This window comes from Streptomyces sp. NPDC059256, assembly GCF_042753785.1.
Taxonomy (GTDB): domain Bacteria; phylum Actinomycetota; class Actinomycetes; order Streptomycetales; family Streptomycetaceae; genus Streptomyces.
In genome coordinates this window covers 83,901-104,263 of the sequence record NZ_JBHYZO010000016.1, presented here as the reverse complement: position 1 = coordinate 104,263, position 20,363 = coordinate 83,901, and the positions used below count along the sequence as shown (strand labels likewise).

Genomic DNA, 20,363 nt, shown 5'->3' with positions numbered 1-20,363 from the left:
GCGCCGCCGTTCGGCGGCGCCCCCCAGTCCTGCGCGGTCAGCTCCCATGGTCCGAATGGTCATCGCTCCCCCCACCACCACTCCCCCCACTTCCCCCTGAGTGGTGGAGCGAGCCGCTTTCGACCGTGCCCCCGAGCCGACCGCGCAGCGCCGTGATCACCTTCTCGTCGCCCACGGCGACCCAGCGGCGGCCCACGAGGTAGGTGCCCCCGTAGTCCTTGGCCTCGGTGATCCATTCGTGGAGTCCGCGGTCGGTGGCGAAGGTCGTCAGCACATACCTGCCGTCGGACGTGGTGCAGTTCGCCTGTCGCAGTTCCTCCGCGTCCGTCTGGACGTTCGGTGTGCAACTCGCCCGCGCCGCCAGCTGCTCCAGGGTGCCGACGGCCGGCGCGGGAGAGCTCGCGCGCCGCGAGGGCGCACTGTCGCCGTCGCCACGCCGATCGCCGTCACCGCCCGAGGAACACCCTGTGATGAGCGCGAGTGCCACAACTGCCCATGCCGTACGGGCCGTACGCCCGCGCCGGATCTTCGTCCTCGTCCGCATCCGGCCATCGTGCCCCCGCACCGCGCTTCCCCGCGGGCGAACGCCGAGTAACGTGCGCCACGCGCGCACCTACTGTCACTGCGCGATCACGGATACGGGCCAGCCGGAGGAATCCTGATGTCCGAACTGTCGAGACGTGCGGTCCTGGGCACCGCGGGAGCCATCGGTGCGGGAGCGGCACTCGCCGGCCCCGCCCCCGGCGCCGCGGCGCTGACCCGGCACCCGCTGCGCAGGGCCCTCTTCAGCACTGCTCCGGCGCTCACCGCGCTGCGACGACTCCTCCCGGACCACGCCGACCAGTTCCGGCTCACGGCGATCGAGGGCGCCGAACGGTTCAAGGTCACCGGCACCACCGGCCGGATCGAGGTCTCGGGCACCTCTCCCGCCGTACTGCTCACCGGTGTGCACTGGTACCTCAAGTACGTCTGCCGTGCCCACATCTCCTGGTCGGGCAGCCAGCTCGACCTGCCCGTCGTGCTCCCCGCGCCCCGTAGGACCCTGGAGCAGCGGGCAACCGTGCCCCACCGCTTCTCCTACAACGACACCCACGACGGCTACACCGCGCCCTACGCCGACTGGGCGCGCTGGGAGCGTCTGATCGACGTCCTCGCCCTGCACGGCTGCAACGAGGTCCTGGTCACCCCCGGGCAAGAGGCCGTCTACCACCGGCTGCTCAAGGACTTCGGCTACTCGGACACCGAGGCCGACACCTGGCTGCCGGCCCCCTCCCACCAGCCGTGGTGGCTGCTCCAGAACATGAGCGAGTACGGCGGCCCGGTCTCCCCCGCACTGCTGGCGGCCCGCACGGAACTGGGGCGCAAGATCGTCGGTCGGCTGCGCCAACTGGGCATGCGGCCGGTGCTGCCGGGATACTTCGGGACCGTCCCCGACGGCTTCGTCGCCCGCAACCCGGGCGCCCGGGTCATCCCGCAGGGCACCTGGAACGGACTGCCCCGACCCGACTGGCTCGACCCACGGACCACCGTCTTCACGGAGATCGCCGCCGCCTACTACCGCCACCAGAGGGAACTGTTCGGCGACATCGACTACTTCAAGATGGACCTGCTGCACGAGGGCGGCACCGCGGGTGACGTACCCGTTGCGGATGCGGCCCGCGCGGTCGAGACCTCACTGCGCACCGCCCGCCCCGAGGCGACCTGGGTGATCCTCGGCTGGCAGTCCAACCCGCGCCCTGCGCTGCTGGACGCGATCGACACCGATCGGGTGCTGATCGTGGACGGACTGTCCGACCTGGACACGGTCACGGACCGGGACACGGAGTGGGGCGGCGCGCCCTACGCCTTCGGCACGATCCCCAACTTCGGCGGCCGGACCACGATCGGAGCGAACACCGACCGCTGGACGGCCAAGTTCACCGCCTGGCGCGACAAACCGGGCAGCGCCCTGGTCGGGACCGCTTACATGCCGGAGGCGGCCGAACGGGACCCGGCCGCCCTGGAACTCTTCAGCGAGCTCGCCTGGCGCACGGAGCCCATCGACCGGACCGCCTGGTTCGCCGAGTACGCCACCATCCGCTACGGCGGTGACGACCCGGCGGCAAAAGCGGCCTTCGCGGCGCTGGCCACGACCGCGTACCAGCTCACCAGCACCGACGGCCGCCCCTTCGACTCCCACTTCGGCCGCCGCCCCAACCTCACATCGGCCATCGGCACGGCCTTCGACCCGGCCGCCTTCGACCGGGCCCTGGAGCAGCTCCTCAAGGTCCGCCCCGAACTGCGCGACAACGACGCCTACCGCCACGACCTCACCGATGTGGCCCGCCAGGCGCTCGCCAACCGCTCCCGTACCCTCCAGCTCCCGCTGCGCGCGGCCTACGCCGACAAGGACGTGGAGACCCTGAAGGCGCTGTCGGCGCTCTGGTTGAAGCTGATGCGACTCAGCGACACCATGGCGGGCTGCCACCGCTCGTTCCTCCTCGGGCCGTGGCTGGAGGACGCCAAACGGTTCGCGACCAGTCCGCAGGAGGCCGTGGAGCTCGAACGCACAGCCCGTGTCCTCGTCACGACCTGGGGCGACCGGGTGGTGGCCGGCCACTTGAGCAACTACGCCAACCGGGACTGGCACGGACTGCTCGCCGACGTCCACGTACCGCAGTGGGAGGCGTACCTCGCCGAACTCGTCGCCGCGCTGGGCGAGAACCGCGCCCCCAAGGCCATCGACTGGTACGCGGCCGAGGAAGCATGGACCAAGGACCGGCGCACCTATCCGGTCCGCCCGACCGGAGACGCACACCGCACGGCCCAGCGGGTGCTGGAGACCCTCACCACCGCGCCCTACCAAGGCTTCGCCTCGGTGAGCGTGGACCCGGCCGCGTTCACCCCGGGCAGTTCGGGGACCGTGACGGCCTCCTTCCGCAACCTCAACGGGTTGCGGGCCACCGGAGCCGTCGACTTCGACCTGACCGTCGACGGCGTCACGCCCGAACCGCAGGGCCCCGCATCGGTGGCGGCGGTAGCGGCGGGCGGCACCGGAACCGTCTCCTGGCGGGTCACCGCACCCACCGAGCCGCTCACCGCGCCCTTGCGTCCACTGCCCTACTCCCTGCGCACCCGGTACGGGCCACAGGGCGAGGATCGGGTGTCGGTGACCCAACGGGGGGCGGTGCACATCGCCGCGCCGCTGGACACCCCGTGGCGCACGTTCACCAGCAATGCCGCGGTCTTCGGCCAGTTCGAGCAGCGCTTCGCCATCAACGGCGCGGGCCATGACCTGTGGCGGGGTACGGCCCAGTTCGGGACCGCCTACCGGGAGGGCGTACTGCGCCAGGGCACGAGCGTGACGCTTCGGGTGGACTCCCAGGACCGTACGGCCAGTTGGGCACGGGCCGGCATCATCGTGCGCAATCGGCTGGGCACTCCGGGCGATCCGGGGTTCGCCAATCTGGCGGTGACCCCGGGCCAGGGCGTGGCGCTGTCCTACGACTCCAACGGCGACGGAACGCTCGACACCTACCGGCGGATCACGGGGGTGAAGGCTCCCGTGCTCCTGCGGCTCACGCGCGGGGCCGGGACCTCGCTCACGGGTGCCTGCTCGGTGGACGGGGGCGCCACCTGGCGGACGGTGGCGACGGTCTCGGTGGCGGGCGCGGCATCGAGCCAGGACGTGGGGTTCTTCATGACGGCCATAAACGGAGGCAGCGGCGCCCGCGGGACGGTCAACTTCAGCGGCTGGGAGGTCACCGGCGGCTGAGGCTCCGCCGCTCCCCGGGTCGGGCCCCGCGGCCGGGGTGCCCCTATGGGTTTGGTCAAGGTGGTGGGGTGGTGCCAGGCGGGAGACCGCCTGGCGGGCTGGCTGTCATGAGCGGCGGACGGGGTGTGCGGGGATTCGGCTGGTGAGGGCATGCGGCCGTGTGACCACTCGACCGCCCCGCCCTGCGCGGATTCCCGGCGCGAACGGCCGCGGCCCGGAGGCGCCTTGCACGGTGTTGCAGACAACGCCCGGCGGCCCCGCCCGGGGCACCGGGCCCGCACCCCCATTACCTCCCGCGTAATCGACGAGGCCCCGCCCCTGGATGCAGCCTTGTGCCACCGGAACCCGGGCGGCGCACTCCGTCCGGGGCCGGCCCCCTCGGGGTCCCAAGCTCCGGGACCCGCACCGAGGTCACGACTCCGCAGGAGGCCGAACCCCATGTCCGCAACGTTCCTGACCGGCATCGCCCGCACCACCGAGCCCCTGACGATGCTGCGCCGCTTCCTCGCCGTCGACGCCGTGGTCACCGCCCCCACCGCGGCGGTCTACCTCGCCGCCTCCGGCCCGGTGGGCAGACTGCTCGGGGTGGACCCGGACGTCCTCCTCGGCAGCGGGGCCTTCCTCGTCCTCTTCACCATCGGTGTCGCCCTGATCGTGGCCCGCAGGGAGCCGCCCGCCGGTGCGGTCAAGGTGGTGATCGAAGTCAATCTGGCATGGACCGCCCTCAGTCTCGCCGCTCCCTTCCTCTGGCTGGACCCGAGCGCCGTCGGCACCGTCTGGATCGTCCTCCAGGCCCTCGTGCCCGCCGGACTCGCCGGTCTCTACTGGGGTGCGCTGCGGGCCGGGTCCGGAATCAGGCGCTGAGGGAACGCAGGTGGTCGACGGTCGCCGCGTCCGCCGGGAGGAAGGTCTCGATGGCCAGCTCGGCGACCGTCACGTCCATCGGGGTGTTGAACGTGGAGATCGACGACACGAAGGACAGCTCCCGTCCCCGGTGCGCGATCCGCAGCGGCAGCGCGAAGCACGGCATCGCCGGTCCGGGGCCCGGGTCGCCCGACGCGTCGGCCCCTCCCGGACCGTGGTCCGGATGGCCGTCGGGGAAGGGGTAAGAGGCCACCTCGTCGTACAGCTTGCGCAGCGGGTCCGAACGCACCAGGGACATCTGGTTCTCCATCTGGTGCAGCAGATGGGAACGCCATTGGCGGAGATTCAGAATCCGCGGGGCCATGCCTTCCGGATGCAACACGATGCGGATCCCGTTGAGCGGTGGCGTGAGCAGGTGATCGGCGACCCCCTCCAGCAGCCTGGTCATCCCCAGGTTGACCGCGACCACGTCGTAGACCCCGTTCACCACGATCGCGGGGTACGGCTCGTAGCCGTGGAGCAGCTGCTGGAGTCCTTCACGCAGGGCGCCCATGGAGGGGTCGTCGTACGACGTCTCGGTGTACCGGGGGGCGTAACCACCGGCGAGCAGGAGCGCGTTGCGTTCCCGTACGGGGACGTCCAGGTGCTCCGCGAGCCGCAGGATCATCTCCTCGCTGGGGCGGGAACGCCCGTTCTCGACGAAGCTGATGTGCCGGGCCGAGGAGTCGGCGCGCAGGGCCAGTTCGAGCTGGCTGACCCGCCGCCGCTCCCGCCAGCCCCTCAGCAGGGGACCCACACCGGTGTCGGACGCGAGAGTAGTCATGCCCCCGACCGTAGTACGGCCGGCGGCCTGCTCCACCGGTGCATTTCCTCGGGCCGCGCGGGTGACGGGCCGGGTGCCTTCCCGGGTGTCCGTCCGCGGACCAGCGACGGAAGCGACCGTTCCGGACGGCCCGCCCCCGGCGGAGCCCGTCCGGGCCGCAGGCGCCGGTCTCCCAACCTGCGGCCTTTCGGCCGACTGCGGTCCCTGCCGACCTTCCGCTCCCCACTGTTCCTGCTGTTCCTGCTGTTCCCGAGGTCTCGGAGGGCCGAGGTCTCGGCGGGCCTGAGGCCCTTCGGCCCGTTTGCGGTGCCGGTTGGTCCAGGTCGGGCCGGCCGTGACTGTGCCCCTCGAACGCCCCAGGGCGGCACCCGGTCGTGAACCGCGCACCGGAAGTGCTCGCAATGGGGCTGTTGGGGTGGGTGATTCGCCAGCCACCGCCCGTGGGTGACCATACGACGATTCGCTCGTTCAGCTGAACGTGCGCTCACAGGACACCATCCCCTCGCCCGGGACCTCCCTCGAACTCGAACACGCCGAGGCCGCCCTCGTCGAGCACTATCCCCGGCTCGTACGCATCGCCTATCTCGTGCTGCCGCCCTCGCTCAGCCGCAACCGCCGCGTCCTGACCTCCCACGCCCTGGTGCAGCGCTCGCTACCGCGCGGCCGGGTCGACGAGGGCGGCAGCGGCTACGCGTATCTGCGGGCACGGGTGATCGAGCAGGCGTTGGCAGCCGGGCTGCCGCTCAGTTGGTCCGCCCGCCCCCGTCGCGCCCAGCTCCCACCGCTGCTGCCCCGGATCTGGGGACTGCGGGTGTTCCCCCGCTCGGGCGGCGCCGATGAACTCGCCCTCGACCGACGTCTCGCCCGGCTCTCCGGGCCGGCCCGCGCCGCGTACGTACTAGGGCAGTTGGAGGGCCTGGACGAGGACGAGGTGCGGCAGGTACTGCACACCGCAGGGGCGCAGGACACGGATGCGGCCGTGACTGACGCCGCCACAGCCCACCGGGCCGACCCCCGGGCCGGGGCCCTGTTGTCGTCGACGGAGTTCGACCCCTGCTCGCTCCAGGTCCGGCCGCCCGATCTGATCCGCCGCCGCCAGCACGCCCGGGCCACCGTGGTGGGCGCCGCTGCGCTCGCGGTGTGCGGTGCGCTCCTCGGGATGCCGGGTGAGGGATGGGGGCAGCGCGGTGCTGCGGCCCCGCCGTACGCCCGTAACCCCGCCGCCGAGCGGGCCTTGGACCCCGAACGGCTGGTACGGGTCTCGCCCACGGTGTGGCGGCAGTCGTCCCGGCTGGACTTCTCGGTGTGGCCGGCGCGCGGGGAACTGGCCGAGGACCGCTCGCTCCTGGGGCGCGCCCTGAGCGTGTGGGCGCGCCCGGGCCGTTCGGTGCGGGTGTCGGCGACACCGACCACGCCCCCCGGACCGCCGGTGGGCCCCGCCCATCTGCTCTACGCGGGCCTGGTGGACGAAGTCCGGGTGGTGCTGCTGCACGACGGTCTGCGGGTGGTGCGCTATGCCGAGCCGACCGGTTCGACCCGGGGTGCGGCACTGGACTTCGCCAGGACCGATGGGGCGGAGGCCCTGTCGTCGGACGCGCTGGTGGTGGGACGCACGGACGGGAACGTCCGCTACTTGACGGCTCCCTGGGTACGGAAGGTGTCGGTACGGGACCTCCTCGCCCCGGCCGTCGATGCCCGGTTGCTGCCTCGGGATGCGCACGGGGTGACCCGACCGCTGCCGAGCCCCGCGCAGGCCCGCACCTGCCGAACGTGGGAGACGCTGGAGATCGCGGACGGAACGGTGGACCGGTTCCTGACCGATCTGGGCGAGTTGACTCCGGCCCGGCTGACCTTCGGCCCGCCGACGGCCCCGCAGGACGTGCGCCCACGGACGTCCTTGCCGGTCTGGGCGTCGACGGCCTGTCTACTGCCGGAGGTCCGGGGCCGGGGTGTGCGCACGGTGAACCTCTGGCGCTATGCGCAGCAGCCGTTGCCCCGGTCGGCCGGCACCGCGTCATGGCTGTGTCTGCGTGCGGAGACCTGGCGCGGTCGGGGCAGTCGGGTGTTGGCCCAGTTCCAGGCGCCCGGGGCGCCGATGGGTGCGGTGGTGGCGCGGTCCGACGACTCAGCGGCCTGTGGGGTGCGCGATCCTAAGGCGCTCGCGGGTGTGGTGTGGCGGTCGCCGTCGGGCGATTGGTATGTGCTGGCCGCGGGAAGCGACCGGTTCGCCTCGCTCGCGGCGACGGGCGGGGTCACGGGGCGGGCGCCGGGGCGACTCCTGGCGATCCGCGCCCAGCAGGGCGCACGGGCCGAGTTGACGGGCGTCCTGCTCAACGGCGCCCGGGTGGGCGCCTTGGGGTGACGGGTTCGAAAGGAGCGGCGATCCACCCGTACCAACGGCGATCCGGAACACTGAAGGGCCCGGGGCGGAAGGTGCTTCTAGCACATGCCCGCGCGCCCGACATCAGGCCACCTATAGAACACATGCGCGTATGGCATCGGTAGGGTGTTCGCATGACCACCGGGGTTCGCCGCAGGATGGGTGTCGAGGAGCGCAGACAGCAGCTGATCGGCGTTGCGTTGGAGCTGTTCAGTTCGCGCTCACCCGATGAGGTGTCCATCGATGAGATCGCCGCCGCGGCCGGCATCTCCCGGCCGTTGGTCTACCACTACTTCCCCGGCAAGCAGAGTCTGTACGAGGCGGCGCTGCGCCGTGCTGCCGACGACCTGGCCGCCCGGTTCGTGGAACCGCAGGAAGGCCCCCTCGGCGCACGGTTGCTGCGGGTCATGACCCGCTTCTTCGACTTCGTGGACCACCACGGTCCCGGTTTCTCCGCGCTGATGCGCGGCGGCCCGGCCATCGGCTCCACCACGACCAACGCAATGATCGACGAGGTGCGGCAGGCCGCGTACGAACAGATCATGAGCCATCTGGGCATCGAGTCCCCACCGGTTCGGCTGACCCTGGTGGTGCGCTCATGGGTGGCGCTCGCCGAATCGACCGCGCTGCTCTGGCTGGACGGGCGGAAGATCCCGCGCGCCGAGTTGGAGTTGCAGTTGGTGCACGACTTCGGCGCCTTGTGCGCGGTGAGCGCGGCGTACGACGACGAGATGGCGCGGGTGATCGTCGACATGCTGGCCAAGGAGCCGGGGCAGGGGCCGTTCGCGGATCTGTTGGAGCGCCTGTTGGCGTTTGCCCCCGCGGCAGCCGTCACCGCCGTCCCGGCCACTGCCGACACCGCGGACGACACGGTCCCAGCGCCGCGCAACGGCTGACCCTCCCTACCGGCCACCGGCCGGGAGGAAGCAGGCGAACGAATCCTGAACGCGCCGGATAACGCGCCGGATATCGATCCGCGCCGATAGCACCTTCGTAAAGCCGATAGGAACTTCGTAAACCTTCGTAAAGGGGTACCCCTTCCCCACCCGGCTGCCCGCCACCCTCAGGTACGGGGTGGACCGGGGTCGGGACCGGCTCACAACCGCACCCGACGGCGCTGAAGGCTCCGTACGCGCGCCCTGCGGAAGACCCCGAAGGCAGCCGATCCTGCCGCATCCGGGAACACAGGGGCGCGTTGACCCGCAGATGAGGGGAAAGCATCCCCCGTGCGTGTCGGCCACCACGGCAGCTGTGACGCCGTACCCATCCTCACGAGGGAACGTCCATGACCCAGGAACTCGCTCGCACCCGCACGGACCAACCCGTCCCCCGCGCCACGAACTGGTGGCGGGACGCCGTCATCTACCAGGTGTACGTGCGCTCCTTCGCCGACGGCGACGGCGACGGCATCGGTGATCTGCCCGGCGCCCGGGCCCGGCTTCCCCACCTCGCCGAGTTGGGCGTCGACGCCGTCTGGCTCACCCCCTTCTACGGCTCGCCCCAGGCGGACGGCGGCTATGACGTGGCCGACTACCGGGTGGTCGACCCGCTCTTCGGCAATCTCGCCGACGCACAGGCCCTGGTGTACGAGGCCCACCGGCTGGGCCTGCGGGTGATCGTGGACATCGTGCCGAACCACACCTCCGACCAGCACGCCTGGTTCCGGGCCGCGCTCGCCGGCGGGGCCGAGCGCGCCCGCTACCACTTCCGGCCCGGTCGCGGCGCGGAGGGAGAACTTCCGCCCAATGACTGGGAGTCCGTGTTCGGTGGTCCCGCGTGGACCCGTACGGCCGATGGCGACTGGTACCTCCATCTGTTCGCGGCCGAGCAGCCCGACCTCAACTGGGAGCATCCGGCCGTACACGAGGAGTTCGAATCGATCCTGCGGTTCTGGCTCGACCTCGGGGTCGACGGCTTCCGCATCGACGTCGCCCACGGAATGATCAAGGCCGAGGGGATGCCGGACATCGGCCGCCGCGAGCAGGCCAAGATGATCGGCGCCCAGGTGCTGCCGTTCTTCGACCAGGACGGCGTGCACGAGATCCACCGCTCCTGGCGCAGGCTCCTGGACTCGTACGACGGTGAGCGCATCGGCGTCGCTGAGGCATGGGCGCCCTCGGCGGAACGGCTCGCCCTGTATGTGCGACCCGACGAACTGCACCAGGCGTTCAACTTCCAGTTCCTGACCTGCGCCTGGGACGCGAGCGCCATGCGGCAGGTGATCGACTCCTCCCTGGCGGCGACGACCTCGGTGGGCGCCACCACCACCTGGGTCCTCTCCAACCACGACGTCGTGCGCCACACGACCCGCTACGGGGGCGGGGAAGGGGGACTGCGCCGGGCCAGGGCCGCGGCCCTGCTGACCCTGGCACTTCCCGGGTCCGCCTACGTCTACCAGGGCGAGGAACTCGGCCTCCCGGAGGTAGACCTACCGGACTCGGTACGCCAGGACCCGGCGTTCTTCCGTGGTGACGGGCAAGAGGGGCTGCGGGACGGCTGTCGCGTACCCCTGCCGTGGTCGGGCGACTCCCCTCCGTACGGTTTCGGGCGCGGCGGAAGCTGGCTGCCCCAGCCGGACGGCTGGAAGGCGCTCTCCGTGGCGGCGCAGAGCGGCGAACCGGGGTCCACCCTGGAGCTGTATCGTTCGGCCATCACTCTGCGCAAACAGCTGACGGGTCTCGGCGACGGCGAGCTGGAGTGGCTGGAGAGCCCCGCGGGGACCTTGGTCTTCCGAAGGTCCGGGGTGGTCTGCACGCTCAACACTCTCGCGGACCCCGTCGAACTGCCCACGCCGGGGCGCCTCGCGCTCTCTTCGGTGGAACTGACACCCGCGGCGGACGTCGTACGACTGCCGGGGGAGAGTTGCGCATGGTGGACGGTCTGACCGCGGCGAAGCATGCAGCTCCCATCGAACAGCGCCCACCGTCGAGGGGGTACCGACGCCGTGGCCCGCTCCCCGGAGCGCCGGGTACCGCTTCCCTGCCTGGCCATAGCTCGCCGAGATTGGCTTGATCCATACGCTCCGCGTGGCCCGGTGGACGGCTGGCACCCAGGGCGAGCCATGGGACGGATGCCACTGCTGAGGCACCCACCCCTGGTGGCCCGGAAGGGCCACGGCCGCGTATCGTGTCCGCGTCCACCCGTCTGAGCTGGCCCTTCGAGGGTGCGAGCACGACGGCTCCCCAGGGTCACTCCGGGTTCGCCCCCGGCCTAGGGGGCACGACCGACTCGTCCATAAGGGGGAGCGGGTGCGTCCCATCCAAGACCGAGGGATGATCGATGGGTGGGCGCACATCTGGCAGACTCTCGTCCCATGGGTGAAGCGACCGTGAAGACTCTGGAAGACCAGACGGCCACCCCGTCACCCATGGTGGACGAGGATGCCGAAGCGCCCCGTTCCCGTTTTGCGCGCTTCAAGGACCTGCGTTCTCCACGCCGTCCCCGCATCTGGTTCGAAATCCTGCTGATCGCGGTGAGTTACTGGACGTACTCGCTGATTCGCAATGCGGTCCCGGAGCAGAAGACGCAGGCGCTGAAGAACGCCGACTGGATCTGGGACGCGGAGAAGGCGATCGGCCTGGCCTTCGAAGAGTCGGTCAATCACGCCGTGAACTCGGTGACATGGCTGATCGTGGGCATGAACTACTACTACGCGACACTGCACTTCATCGTGACCATCGGTGTGCTGGTGTGGCTCTACCGCTGGCATCCGGGCCGCTACGCAGCCGCGCGACTCGTCCTCTTCGCCACCACGGGTGTCGCCCTCGTCGGTTACTACCTGTATCCGCTTGCCCCTCCTCGGTTGATGAACGGCCAGAACTTCATCGATACCGTCCTGGTCCACGAGACCTGGGGATCGATGGCATCGGGCGACTTGAAGAACATGTCGAACCAGTACGCGGCGATGCCGTCGATGCACATCGGCTGGTCCCTGTGGTGCGGCTTGATCATCTTCGCCCTGGCATCGACCCCCTGGGCGAAGATCCTCGGTGCGCTCTACCCGATGGCGACACTGATCGTGATCGTGGCGACGGCCAACCACTTCTGGTTGGACGCGGTGGGCGGAATAATCTGCCTGGCCTTCGGCTTCGCCCTCTCCTACGCCTGGTACCGCGCACTCCCGCACCAGCTGCCGAAGCTCCCGATCAATGACAGGGCACCCAAGCGCCTGCGCCAGCCGAGGGCCTGGACCAGCCAGTAGGCCACCCCGACGGCGCGGGTCTTCAGGCCCGGTGGACGATCCGGCCCGCCGTGATCGTCAGGGGGATCGGGGCGTCGGCGAGCTCGTCCGGTGTGGACGCGACCGGGTCGAGGCCGAAGGCGGTCAGGTCGGCGCGGTGGCCCACCGCGACACGACCCGCCGCGCTCTCCTCACCGGCCGCGTACGCCGCGTGCGTGGTCATCCCCTCCAGCGCCATCAGGCCCGTGAGCCCGGCGTCCCGGGACGCGCCCTTGGGGTGGCGGCCCATGGCCAGGACCTGGCGGGCGTCGAAGTGGGCGATCGGCCAGTCGGAGCCGATGGCCAGGACCGCACCGGCATCACGCAGATCCCGGCAGCGCCAGGCCCGTGACGCACGTTCGCCGCCGAGTCGCTGTGACCACTCGTCGGTGTGGTCGGCGCGGGTGAACGCGGTGTGTGGGGGCTGCATGGAGGCGACCACGCCCAGCTGGGCGAATCGGGGGATCTGGTCGTCCGGGACGGTTTCGATGTGTTCGATGCGGTGGCGCGGGCCTCCGCCATCCAACGATTCGACGGTGTCGAGCACATGGCGAACGGCGGCGTCACCGATGGCGTGGGTCGCGGTCGGCACCCCCGCTTCATGCAGCCTTCGCACTGCCGCGCTGTATGCCTTCGGGTCGGGCCAGAAGGCATCCGCGCCCTGGCCGTGGCAGTCGGGCTGCTCCAGCCAGGCCGTACCGCCCTCGACCGTGCCGTCCATGAAGAACTTCACGCCGCCGACGCGCCAGTTGCGGCCCCGGTGCCGCTGGAGCGCGATCAGTTCGGCGAGGTCGTCGTCCGATGCGCCGGGCATGCACCAGGGTGCGAGCCGCAGGCGCAACGGGAGGTCCGCCTCCGCTTCGACCGCAGGGAGCAACTCCAGCGCGCCTCCCCCGAGGTCCATCGCATGGGCCGAGGTGAGCCCGGTGGCGGCCATCGCCGACAGGAGTGCGATCAGTTGCGTCCCGCGTTCGGCCTGCGGAGTCCGCGGCAGGACCGGGGCGACGAGGTCCATGGCCGCGTGCTCTATCAGATGGCCGGTGGGTCGTCCTTCGGCATCGCAGACCACTTCGGCCCGCTGGTCGAAGGTGCGCGGCCCATCGATCCCGGCGAGTTCGAGGGCGCTTTCGCCGACGAGCGCCGAGTGGCCGTCGTACAGCCGGATGTAGGCGTGGGCGCCGTTCAGTGCGCCTTGGATCAGGGCGTGGTGGAGGGGGCGGCCCTCGAAGGCGTTGTGGTCGAGGCCGTAGCCCAGCACCCAGCCGTCGACCCGGGGTGCGCTGCTGAGTGCCGCCAGGAGCGCCGCGAGGTCACCGACGCCGGAGAGGTCGATGCCCGTCGCCAGTTCCAGGCCCCATATGGGGTGACTGTGGGCGTCGGTCAGTCCGGGGGTGAGGGTGGCGCCAGTGAGGTCGACCGTCTCGGTGCCGGGGCCGTTCCAGTCCCGTACGTCCGCCGTGTCACCGACCGCGGTGATGGTTCCGTCCTTGATCGCCACGGCGGTCGCCCGGGGTCGGGCGGGGTCCAGGGTGTGGATCCGGGCGCCGGTCAGGATGATGTCGGCAGCGGGCACGGGGCACTCCTTCACTGGAGGTCGGTGGACGTCAGACCATAAACCTAAAGCCTTTCGGTTTTGGCAATGTAGCCTCTGCCGTGGGTTCAGGGAAGAGACACGGGGAGATCGCAGACATGGGACGGCCGCGCACACCTCTGATCGACCGGGAGCGCATCACGACCGCCGCACTGGAGCTCGTCGACGCACAGGGCGAGTTCAGCGTGCCGCAGATCGCCCGGAAGCTCGGGGTGCAGACAGGTTCGCTGTACCACCACGTCGAAGGGCGCGACGGCATCATCGAGCTGATGCGGGAGCGCGTCGCCGGTGCGATCGACACCTCGGTACTGGAGCACGCGCCCTGGGACAGCGCCCTGGTCGGATGGGCCCGCTCCTACCGGGCCGCCTTCGCCGCCCACCCACGGGTGATCCCCCTGCTGATGGCGTCCCCGATCCGTGCGCCGCGCGTCCTGGAGGGATACGAGCAGGCGGTGCGCGCCCTACTGGACGCCGGATTCGCCCTCCCGTCGGTCCTGACGGTGATCACCGCCGTGGAGAACGTGGTGCTCGGCTCGGCCCTCGATCTGGCGGCACCCGAGACCATGTGGGAACTGTCGGACGACGACAGCACCCCCACCCTGGCCAGGGCGCTGGCCGCGGTGCCGGCGGGACAGTCCGACGCGGCGTTCGAGATGGGGCTGAGCGCCTGCGTGGAGCACTTCCGCCGACTTCTCGCCGCCTAGGCCATGCCCTGGGCGCGCGAGCCGCGCCGGTCGGTCGGCCCGAGTTCCGCCAGCAGCGCGGGCAGGGTGCGCTCCAGCTCCCGCCACCAGTACGGCGGCGAGTGAGTGCCGGCGTAGAAGTGGGTGCTGAGCTGCACTCCGACGGCTGCCAACCGGCCCGCGAGCAGCTTCGACTGCTCCTCCATGACGGCCTCCGAAGGCGAGATCACTTCGGCGGGAAAGGGGTTGTCGGGGTCCTCCAGTCCCGGCACATGCGGGTCGGGCTGCACGTCCGGCGGGTCCAACTCACCCTTCGTACCGTCTCCGCTGGACAGGTGGACCCGGGTGCCCCGTAGGCGTTCCGCCAGGAAATAGGGGTCATGGGCGTGCCAGCGGGCGCGTTGGAGTACCGGATCCCCCCAGAGGGCGAGCCAGTCGAGACCGAGGTACGTCATGCCCGCTCGGACCGCCCGTGGATTCTGCGACGGGTGGACGAAACCGCTGAAACTGGCCACGGCTCGGAAGAGCCCCGGCCGGTGCGCTGCATAGGACAGCGCGCCGTAGCCGCCCTGGGACTCGCCCGCGGCGACGCGCTGCTTCCCGGCCCCGTACGTGCGCTCCAGCAGGGGCATGACCTCGTCGAGATGGAAGGTCTCCACGGCCGGTGGGCCGCCCTTGCCATGGTTCCACCAGTCGCTGTAGAAGCCGTACAGCGGCATGGACGGCATCACGACCAGCACTTCGCGCAGCTCCGGTCGGTCCTGGACCAGGTACTCCCGGGTCCAGGTCTCGTGATCGCCGTCGCCTCCGCTCAACAGGTAGAGCACCGGCCAGCGGTCCCGGGGGTCGCGCTCGTCCCAGCCGTCGGGGGTGAGCAGCCGCACCTTCCCCGGGGTGTCCAGGGACGGCGTGTCCAGGGTCAGATCGACGATCCGCGGGGCGACGCGACGTTCCTCGACGACCCGTACTCGATCCGCTCCTCGGCTGCCCTGTGCGTCGGCGGATGGCTGGGGCAGCAGGACGGCGATCAGCAGGGCGAGCACGGACGCGAGGGTGATCCGGGTCAACCGGGTCGGCATGGGGCTCCTCCGGTGGTCAGGACGCGGGCGGATGGTCGGCGATTCGGTCGATGTCGGGGGCGAAGTGCAGCGGACACCAGCGGCACGGCGGAAGCCGCCCCACCACCGTAGGGATCGCCGGCGTCGGACCGAACGACCCGGGGTGGGGCGTGTCGACCGCGTACGGGCGGAGCCGTTCGGGTCCGCCCCACCGGTGGTCACACCGTCAACGGCCGGTGTCTCAGGCCCCGTAGAACAGGGTCTCCATCACACCGCGCGCCCGCCGGGTCGTCCTTCGGTAGTCGTCGAGCATGTCGCCGACGTGACCGGGGTCATAGCCCAAGTAGCGGCCGAGGGCCGCCAGTTCACGACCGTCGGAGGGAAAGGTGTCCCCCGCCCGGCCGCGGACCAACATCACCCCATTGCGTACCCGGGTGGCCAGCACCCATGCCTCGTCCAGGGTCTGGGCGTCCTCCGCCCCGATCAGCCCGGCCTGATGGGCGGCGCGCAGGGCCGGGCGGGTGCGGGTGGTGCGCAGTCCGGGCTCCGACCAGGCGTGCTGCATCTGGATGAGTTGGACCGTCCACTCCACGTCGCTGAGCCCGCCGCGGCCCAACTTGGTGTGGAGGGTGGGGTCCGCGCCGCGCGGCAGCCGCTCGGACTCCATCCGTGCCTTGAGCCGACGGATCTCGCGTACGGCGTCCTCGCCGAGTCCCTCCACGGGGTAGCGCAGCGGGTCGATGAGGTCGATGAACCGGGCTCCGAGGTCGGGGTCGCCCGCCATGGGTTCGGCCCGCAGCAGGGCCTGGCTCTCCCACACCAGCGACCAGCGCCGGTAGTACGCCTCGTACGACGCCAGGGTGCGGACCATGGGGCCGCTCTTGCCCTCGGGCCTCAGGTCGGCGTCGATGAGGAGCGGTGGGTCGGCGGTGGGCAGTTGGAGGAGCCGGCGCATCTCGGTGACGACGGTGTTGGCGGCGCGGGCCGCTTCCTGCTCGTCCTCTCCTGGCCGGGGCTCGTGGACGAAGAGCACGTCCGCGTCCGAGCCGTAGGCGAGTTCCCGGCCGCCGAAGCGCCCCACCCCGATCACGGCGAACCGGGTCGGCAGCACATCGCCCCAGTGCGCGCCGACAGCGGCGCGGAGCGCGCCGGCGATGGTGGCCGCGTTGAGATCGGTGAGGGCCAGACCCACCCGGTCGACGAGGGCGCCCGGGTCGGACTCGGCGGGGCTCTCCTCGGTGCCGTACGAGCCGATCAGATCGGCGGCGGCGGTACGGAACAACTCGCGGCGGCGCACCCCGCGGGCCACGGCGACCGCGTCCTCGGCGTTCGCCGCCCGCCCGACGGCCGCCAGGACCTCGGGTTCCAGATGGTCGCGGCGGCGCGGTTTGAGGCCGTCTGGATCACCGAGGATGGCCACCGCCTCGGGGGCGCGCAGCAGCAGGTCGGGGGCGAGTCGCCCGGCGGACAGGACGCGGGCGAGGTTCTCCGCCGCCGCGCCCTCGTCGCGCAGCAGCCGCAGGTACCAGGGCGTCTTGCCGAGGGCGTCTGACACCTTGCGGAAGCCGAGCAGTCCCGCGTCGGGGTCGGCGGAGTCGGCAAACCAGCCGAGCAGCACCGGCAGCAGGGTCCGTTGGATGGCGGCCTTGCGGCTGACTCCGGACGCCAGCGCCTCCAGGTGGCGCAGGGCGGCGGACGGGTCGGCGTACCCGAGCGCTTCGAGCCGTTCCCGGGCGGCCTTGGTGCTGAGTCGGGCCTCCACCGGGGAGAGTTGGGCGACGGCGTCGAGCAGGGGCCGGTAGAACAGCTTCTCGTGCAGCCTTCGCACCACCGATGCGTGGCGCCGCCAGGAGCGGTTCAGTTCGGCGATCGGGTCGGTGCGCAGCCCCAGTGAGCGTCCGAGTCGGCGCAGGTCGGCGTCGCCTTCCGGGACCAGGTGGGTGCGGCGCAGCCGGTAGAGCTGGATGCGGTGTTCCATGGCGCGCAGGAAGCGGTACGCGTCGTCGAGTTGGGCGGCGTCCACCCGTCCGACGTAGCCGCCTTCGGCGAGGGCCCCCAGCGCTTCCAGGGTGCTGCCGCTGTGGAGGGTGGGGTCGCCGCGGCCGTGGACGAGTTGGAGCAGTTGGACGGCGAACTCCACGTCCCGCAGTCCGCCGGGGCCGAGTTTGAGTTCGCGTTCCACTTCGGCGGCGGGGATGTTGTCGATGACCCGTCGGCGCATCTTCTGCACGTCGGCGACGAAGTTCTCCCGCTCGGCCGCCTGCCAGACCAGTGGGGAGACTGCGGCGATGTACTCGTCGCCCAGCACCGGGTCGCCGGCGACCGGCCGGGCCTTGAGGAGGGCTTGGAACTCCCAGGTCTTGGCCCAGCGCTGGTAGTAGGCCAGATGGCTGGAGAGGGTGCGCACCAGGGGTCCGTTGCGGCCTTCGGGGCGCAGATTGGCGTCCACCGGCCAGATCGTGCCCTCGACGGTCGTTTCGGAGCAGACGCGCATGAGGTGGGAGGCGAGTCGGGTGGCCGCCTGGACGGCCAGGTTCTCGTCGACGCCGATGGCGGGCTCTCCGACGAAGATGACGTCGACGTCGGAGACGTAGTTGAGTTCATGGCCGCCGCACTTGCCGAGGGCGATCACGGCCAGTCGACAACTCGCGGCGTCCTCGGGGGCCGCGGCCTCGGCGATGGCCAGGGCGGCCCTGAGCGTGGCGGTGGCGAGGTCGGCGAGTTCGGCCGCGGTCTGGGCGACGCCGGTCGTTCCACAGACGTCCCGGGCGGCGATGGACAGCAGACAGCGTCGGTAGCCGATGCGCAGGGAGACGGGGTCGTCGGCGTCGGCGAGGCACCGTTCGAAGTCGGCCACGCCGGGGTGGAGGTCGGTCGACTCGTAGGTGGCGAGGACCCGCCAGTCGCCGGGGTGGCGCACCAGGTGGTCGCCGAGCGCCTCGGACGCGCCCAGGACGCCGAGGAGTCGATCGCGCAGGGGTTTGGCCGTGACGAGGGTGTCGAGGAGCACGCGGGGCTCGTCCGGGTCCTGTGCTTCGACCAGGCGGACGAGGCTGCGCAGCGCGAGGTCGGGATCGGCCGCGGCGCCCAGTGCGTCCAGCAGTACGGAATCGTCCCGTACGGGGGCGAGGACGGGCAGGTCGAGCAGTCTCTCGGCGGCGGCTGGGTCGGTGAAACCGTGCCGCAGCAACCGTGTGAAGGTACTGCTCCTGCGCCCGGGAACCGCCGTCATCCCGTCGCCTCCGTTCCGCGCTCGCCCCGCGCTAGCCCCGTGCCCGGCGCTCGTACCGGGCCGCGATCAAGGTCTGCAAGGGAGACTAGCCGCAGCTTCGCGCGGCGGTCCCCTGTGGTCCGCGCCCGAGCGATGAGTATGGGCCGCGGAGGCAGTCTCCCTTGCACTCAGCTCGGCGACCTCCGACCGCGACGAAACGTTGCACCGCACCCGTACGAGAGGACCACCCCCCATGGTCGACTCCGCATCCCCTCCCCCATTGACCCAGTTGATCACCCGTTTCAGCGAGGACGAGGCCGCGGCCGAGGACTGGTCCGAGGCGGTGGAGTTGTTGACGGCGGCCGAGGTCTTCTGGTTGTCGACGGTCCGTCCCGACGGCCGCCCGCACGTCACCCCGCTGATCGCGGTGTGGCACGAGAACGGGCTCAACTTCTGTACCGGTCAGGACGAGCGCAAGGCGAAGAACATCGCCGAGAACCGGGAAGTGGTGCTCACGACCGGTGTCAACTCACTGCACGGGGGTTGTGACCTCGTGGTCGAGGGCACGGCGGAGCGGGTGACCGACGATGCCCGGCTGCGTTCGCTGGCCGGCGCGTACACGGGCAAGTACGGCTCGGAGTGGACCTTCGAGGTGCAGGACGGGGTATTCGTGGGACAGGGCGGCCCGGCCCTGGTGTTCCGGGTGGAGCCGCGTACCGCTTTCGGCTTCACCAAGGGACCGTACGGAATGACGCGCTGGCGGTTCGGTCAGGGCTGAATCGCCCCGTCGACCGTTCGCCCCACCGATAGCTACAGGGAGGAAGTCCCGCTCATGGAGTTGACGCTTGAGGTCGTCACCGTCCCGGTGACCGATCTGGACCGCTCGAAGAAGTTCTACGAGGAGGGCTGCGGCTTCCGCCTCGACGTGGATCAAGAGGTCGCGCCGGGCGTGCGCATCGTCCAACTCACGCCGCCGGGCTCGCGCTGTTCGATCGCCCTGATGGGAGGGTTCCCTCCGGCGCCGGGACAGCGGTCGATGGCGCCGGGCGCGCTCCAGGGGCTCCAGTTGTGCGTGACGGACCTCGCGGCGGCCCGCGCGGCGCTGGTGGAGCGCGCGGTGGACATCAGTGAGATCCAGCACGTGGGTGAGAGCGGCTGGGAGGGGGGTCCGGGCGGAGTGTGGAACTCCTTCGCCTTCTTCCGCGACCCGGACGGCAACGGCTGGGCGATCCAGGAGGCGCCGTCACCCCTGTCGGACCGCTGACCCCCCGCCCGGTCGGCCCTCGTCAGCAGCACCACGCAGTGCGCCCCGGTGGTCCTTGCGGACCACCGGGCGCACCGGGACTCCCCTCGGCACCCAGCAGTGTGTTCGCACCACCTCGCCGTGCCGAGGCCCTGAGGGGCCGGCACCGGGGCGCAGGGGGCGGGGTGACTCCCGTACGTCAGGTCTGCGGGGGCTGTCCCTGCCCAGAGGTGCCACCGGAGCCGTACTGGCCCTTCATCTTGTCCTGTGCGGTGTCCACCTGGCCGGTGTACTTGCCCTGGGTCTTCTCGTCGACCTTGTCACCGGCCCGGTCGACGCCCTTGTCTGCCTGGGACTCGTGGCCCTTGAGCATGTTCTTGAGCTTGTCCATCACGGACATGGGGTCATCCCTTCTGCGCTCGTCCCCCTCTACTCCAGGGTCACCGCACAAGCGGCGCTCCGCATCCCGACAGCCCTGAGGAGCCCTGAGAAGCCCTGCGAGCCCGGAAACGACGGACCACCGACCGGATTCCGACG

General features: G+C 71.1%; 15 protein-coding genes and 1 pseudogene. 9 read left to right on the top strand and 7 right to left on the bottom strand.

All coding sequences use genetic code 11. From position 1 onward, the window contains the following. Nucleotides 1-37: 37 nt before the first annotated feature. Nucleotides 38-544, bottom strand: a complete 507-nt coding sequence (locus ACFXJL_RS26710) for a hypothetical protein (protein WP_358879455.1) — start codon at nt 542-544, stop codon at nt 38-40. Nucleotides 545-661: 117 nt separating this feature from the next. On the opposite strand from ACFXJL_RS26710, the gene ACFXJL_RS26705 reads away from it, so the two are divergent. Continuing rightward, the gene (locus ACFXJL_RS26705; RefSeq protein WP_384696450.1) at nt 662-3,754 is read left to right on the top strand and encodes an alpha-N-acetylglucosaminidase; all 3,093 of its coding nucleotides are present in this window, start codon (nt 662-664) and stop codon (nt 3,752-3,754) included. A 438-nt stretch (nt 3,755-4,192) separates the two neighbouring features. After that, on the top strand, nt 4,193-4,618 hold the full coding sequence (locus tag ACFXJL_RS26700) for a hypothetical protein (protein WP_384696447.1): 426 nt from the start codon (nt 4,193-4,195) through the stop codon (nt 4,616-4,618). On the opposite strand, the gene ACFXJL_RS26695 is transcribed toward ACFXJL_RS26700, so the two are convergent. After that, nucleotides 4,608-5,441 (bottom strand): helix-turn-helix transcriptional regulator, encoded by an 834-nt coding sequence (locus tag ACFXJL_RS26695; RefSeq protein ID WP_358879452.1) that lies wholly within the window; start codon nt 5,439-5,441, stop codon nt 4,608-4,610. The two genes, ACFXJL_RS26700 and ACFXJL_RS26695, sit on opposite strands and share 11 nt — an antisense overlap. 478 nt (nt 5,442-5,919) lie before the next feature. On the opposite strand from ACFXJL_RS26695, the gene ACFXJL_RS26690 reads away from it, so the two are divergent. Then, nucleotides 5,920-7,803, top strand: coding sequence for a hypothetical protein (locus tag ACFXJL_RS26690; RefSeq protein ID WP_384634527.1), 1,884 nt, complete (start codon nt 5,920-5,922; stop codon nt 7,801-7,803). On the opposite strand, the pseudogene ACFXJL_RS26685 reads toward ACFXJL_RS26690, so the two are convergent. Further along, nucleotides 7,798-7,854, bottom strand: a pseudogene (locus tag ACFXJL_RS26685) (hypothetical protein); the annotation flags it as partial. The gene ACFXJL_RS26690 and the pseudogene ACFXJL_RS26685 sit on opposite strands and share 6 nt — an antisense overlap. A gap of 101 nt (nt 7,855-7,955) precedes the next feature. Between ACFXJL_RS26685 and ACFXJL_RS26680 the strand changes: the two are divergent. From ACFXJL_RS26680 to ACFXJL_RS26670, 3 genes are all read left to right on the top strand, one after another. Continuing rightward, entirely contained in the window at nt 7,956-8,717 is a 762-nt protein-coding gene (locus tag ACFXJL_RS26680; RefSeq protein ID WP_384696443.1) for a TetR/AcrR family transcriptional regulator, read from the top strand. Between the two features lie 389 nt (nt 8,718-9,106). After that, the gene (locus ACFXJL_RS26675; RefSeq protein WP_384634521.1) at nt 9,107-10,705 is read left to right on the top strand and encodes an alpha-amylase family glycosyl hydrolase; all 1,599 of its coding nucleotides are present in this window, start codon (nt 9,107-9,109) and stop codon (nt 10,703-10,705) included. A gap of 429 nt (nt 10,706-11,134) precedes the next feature. Next, the gene (locus ACFXJL_RS26670; protein WP_384696439.1) at nt 11,135-12,022 is read left to right on the top strand and encodes a phosphatase PAP2 family protein; all 888 of its coding nucleotides are present in this window, start codon (nt 11,135-11,137) and stop codon (nt 12,020-12,022) included. A gap of 22 nt (nt 12,023-12,044) precedes the next feature. Here ACFXJL_RS26670 and ACFXJL_RS26665 read toward each other — a convergent pair whose 3' ends face one another. Further along, the gene (locus ACFXJL_RS26665) at nt 12,045-13,613 is read right to left on the bottom strand and encodes an amidohydrolase (protein WP_384696436.1); all 1,569 of its coding nucleotides are present in this window, start codon (nt 13,611-13,613) and stop codon (nt 12,045-12,047) included. 116 nt (nt 13,614-13,729) lie between these two features. Between ACFXJL_RS26665 and ACFXJL_RS26660 the strand changes: the two genes are divergently transcribed. Next, entirely contained in the window at nt 13,730-14,335 is a 606-nt protein-coding gene (locus tag ACFXJL_RS26660) for a TetR/AcrR family transcriptional regulator C-terminal domain-containing protein (protein WP_358879446.1), read from the top strand. Here ACFXJL_RS26660 and ACFXJL_RS26655 read toward each other — a convergent pair. Both ACFXJL_RS26655 and ACFXJL_RS26650 read right to left on the bottom strand, forming a co-directional pair. Then, complete coding sequence (locus tag ACFXJL_RS26655; protein ID WP_384696433.1) at nt 14,332-15,393, bottom strand: alpha/beta hydrolase; 1,062 nt, start codon at nt 15,391-15,393, stop codon at nt 14,332-14,334. The genes ACFXJL_RS26660 and ACFXJL_RS26655 overlap by 4 nt on opposite strands. Nucleotides 15,394-15,613: 220 nt before the next feature. Next, complete coding sequence (locus ACFXJL_RS26650; protein ID WP_384696430.1) at nt 15,614-18,604, bottom strand: bifunctional [glutamine synthetase] adenylyltransferase/[glutamine synthetase]-adenylyl-L-tyrosine phosphorylase; 2,991 nt, start codon at nt 18,602-18,604, stop codon at nt 15,614-15,616. A gap of 232 nt (nt 18,605-18,836) precedes the next feature. On the opposite strand from ACFXJL_RS26650, the gene ACFXJL_RS26645 reads away from it, so the two are divergent. Both ACFXJL_RS26645 and ACFXJL_RS26640 read left to right on the top strand, forming a co-directional pair. Then, nucleotides 18,837-19,361, top strand: a complete 525-nt coding sequence (locus tag ACFXJL_RS26645) for a pyridoxamine 5'-phosphate oxidase family protein (protein WP_384696426.1) — start codon at nt 18,837-18,839, stop codon at nt 19,359-19,361. A gap of 54 nt (nt 19,362-19,415) precedes the next feature. Continuing rightward, nucleotides 19,416-19,847: a VOC family protein gene (locus ACFXJL_RS26640; protein ID WP_358879442.1), complete on the top strand. Its 432-nt coding sequence runs from the start codon at nt 19,416-19,418 to the stop codon at nt 19,845-19,847. A gap of 178 nt (nt 19,848-20,025) precedes the next feature. On the opposite strand, the gene ACFXJL_RS26635 is transcribed toward ACFXJL_RS26640, so the two are convergent. Continuing rightward, on the bottom strand, nt 20,026-20,226 hold the full coding sequence (locus tag ACFXJL_RS26635; RefSeq protein WP_329017829.1) for an antitoxin: 201 nt from the start codon (nt 20,224-20,226) through the stop codon (nt 20,026-20,028). Nucleotides 20,227-20,363 lie beyond the last annotated feature (137 nt).

Coding starts and splice junctions, on each gene's coding strand:
- ACFXJL_RS26700 (WP_384696447.1), top strand. CDS start 4,193: ATGTCCGCAACGTTCCTGACCGGCATCGCCCGCACCACCGAGCCCCTG.
- ACFXJL_RS26680 (WP_384696443.1), top strand. CDS start 7,956: ATGACCACCGGGGTTCGCCGCAGGATGGGTGTCGAGGAGCGCAGACAG.
- ACFXJL_RS26650 (WP_384696430.1), bottom strand. CDS start 18,604: ATGACGGCGGTTCCCGGGCGCAGGAGCAGTACCTTCACACGGTTGCTG.
- ACFXJL_RS26705 (WP_384696450.1), top strand. CDS start 662: ATGTCCGAACTGTCGAGACGTGCGGTCCTGGGCACCGCGGGAGCCATC.
- ACFXJL_RS26695 (WP_358879452.1), bottom strand. CDS start 5,441: ATGACTACTCTCGCGTCCGACACCGGTGTGGGTCCCCTGCTGAGGGGC.
- ACFXJL_RS26645 (WP_384696426.1), top strand. CDS start 18,837: ATGGTCGACTCCGCATCCCCTCCCCCATTGACCCAGTTGATCACCCGT.
- ACFXJL_RS26640 (WP_358879442.1), top strand. CDS start 19,416: ATGGAGTTGACGCTTGAGGTCGTCACCGTCCCGGTGACCGATCTGGAC.
- ACFXJL_RS26660 (WP_358879446.1), top strand. CDS start 13,730: ATGGGACGGCCGCGCACACCTCTGATCGACCGGGAGCGCATCACGACC.
- ACFXJL_RS26655 (WP_384696433.1), bottom strand. CDS start 15,393: ATGCCGACCCGGTTGACCCGGATCACCCTCGCGTCCGTGCTCGCCCTG.
- ACFXJL_RS26635 (WP_329017829.1), bottom strand. CDS start 20,226: ATGTCCGTGATGGACAAGCTCAAGAACATGCTCAAGGGCCACGAGTCC.
- ACFXJL_RS26670 (WP_384696439.1), top strand. CDS start 11,135: ATGGGTGAAGCGACCGTGAAGACTCTGGAAGACCAGACGGCCACCCCG.
- ACFXJL_RS26675 (WP_384634521.1), top strand. CDS start 9,107: ATGACCCAGGAACTCGCTCGCACCCGCACGGACCAACCCGTCCCCCGC.
- ACFXJL_RS26710 (WP_358879455.1), bottom strand. CDS start 544: ATGCGGACGAGGACGAAGATCCGGCGCGGGCGTACGGCCCGTACGGCA.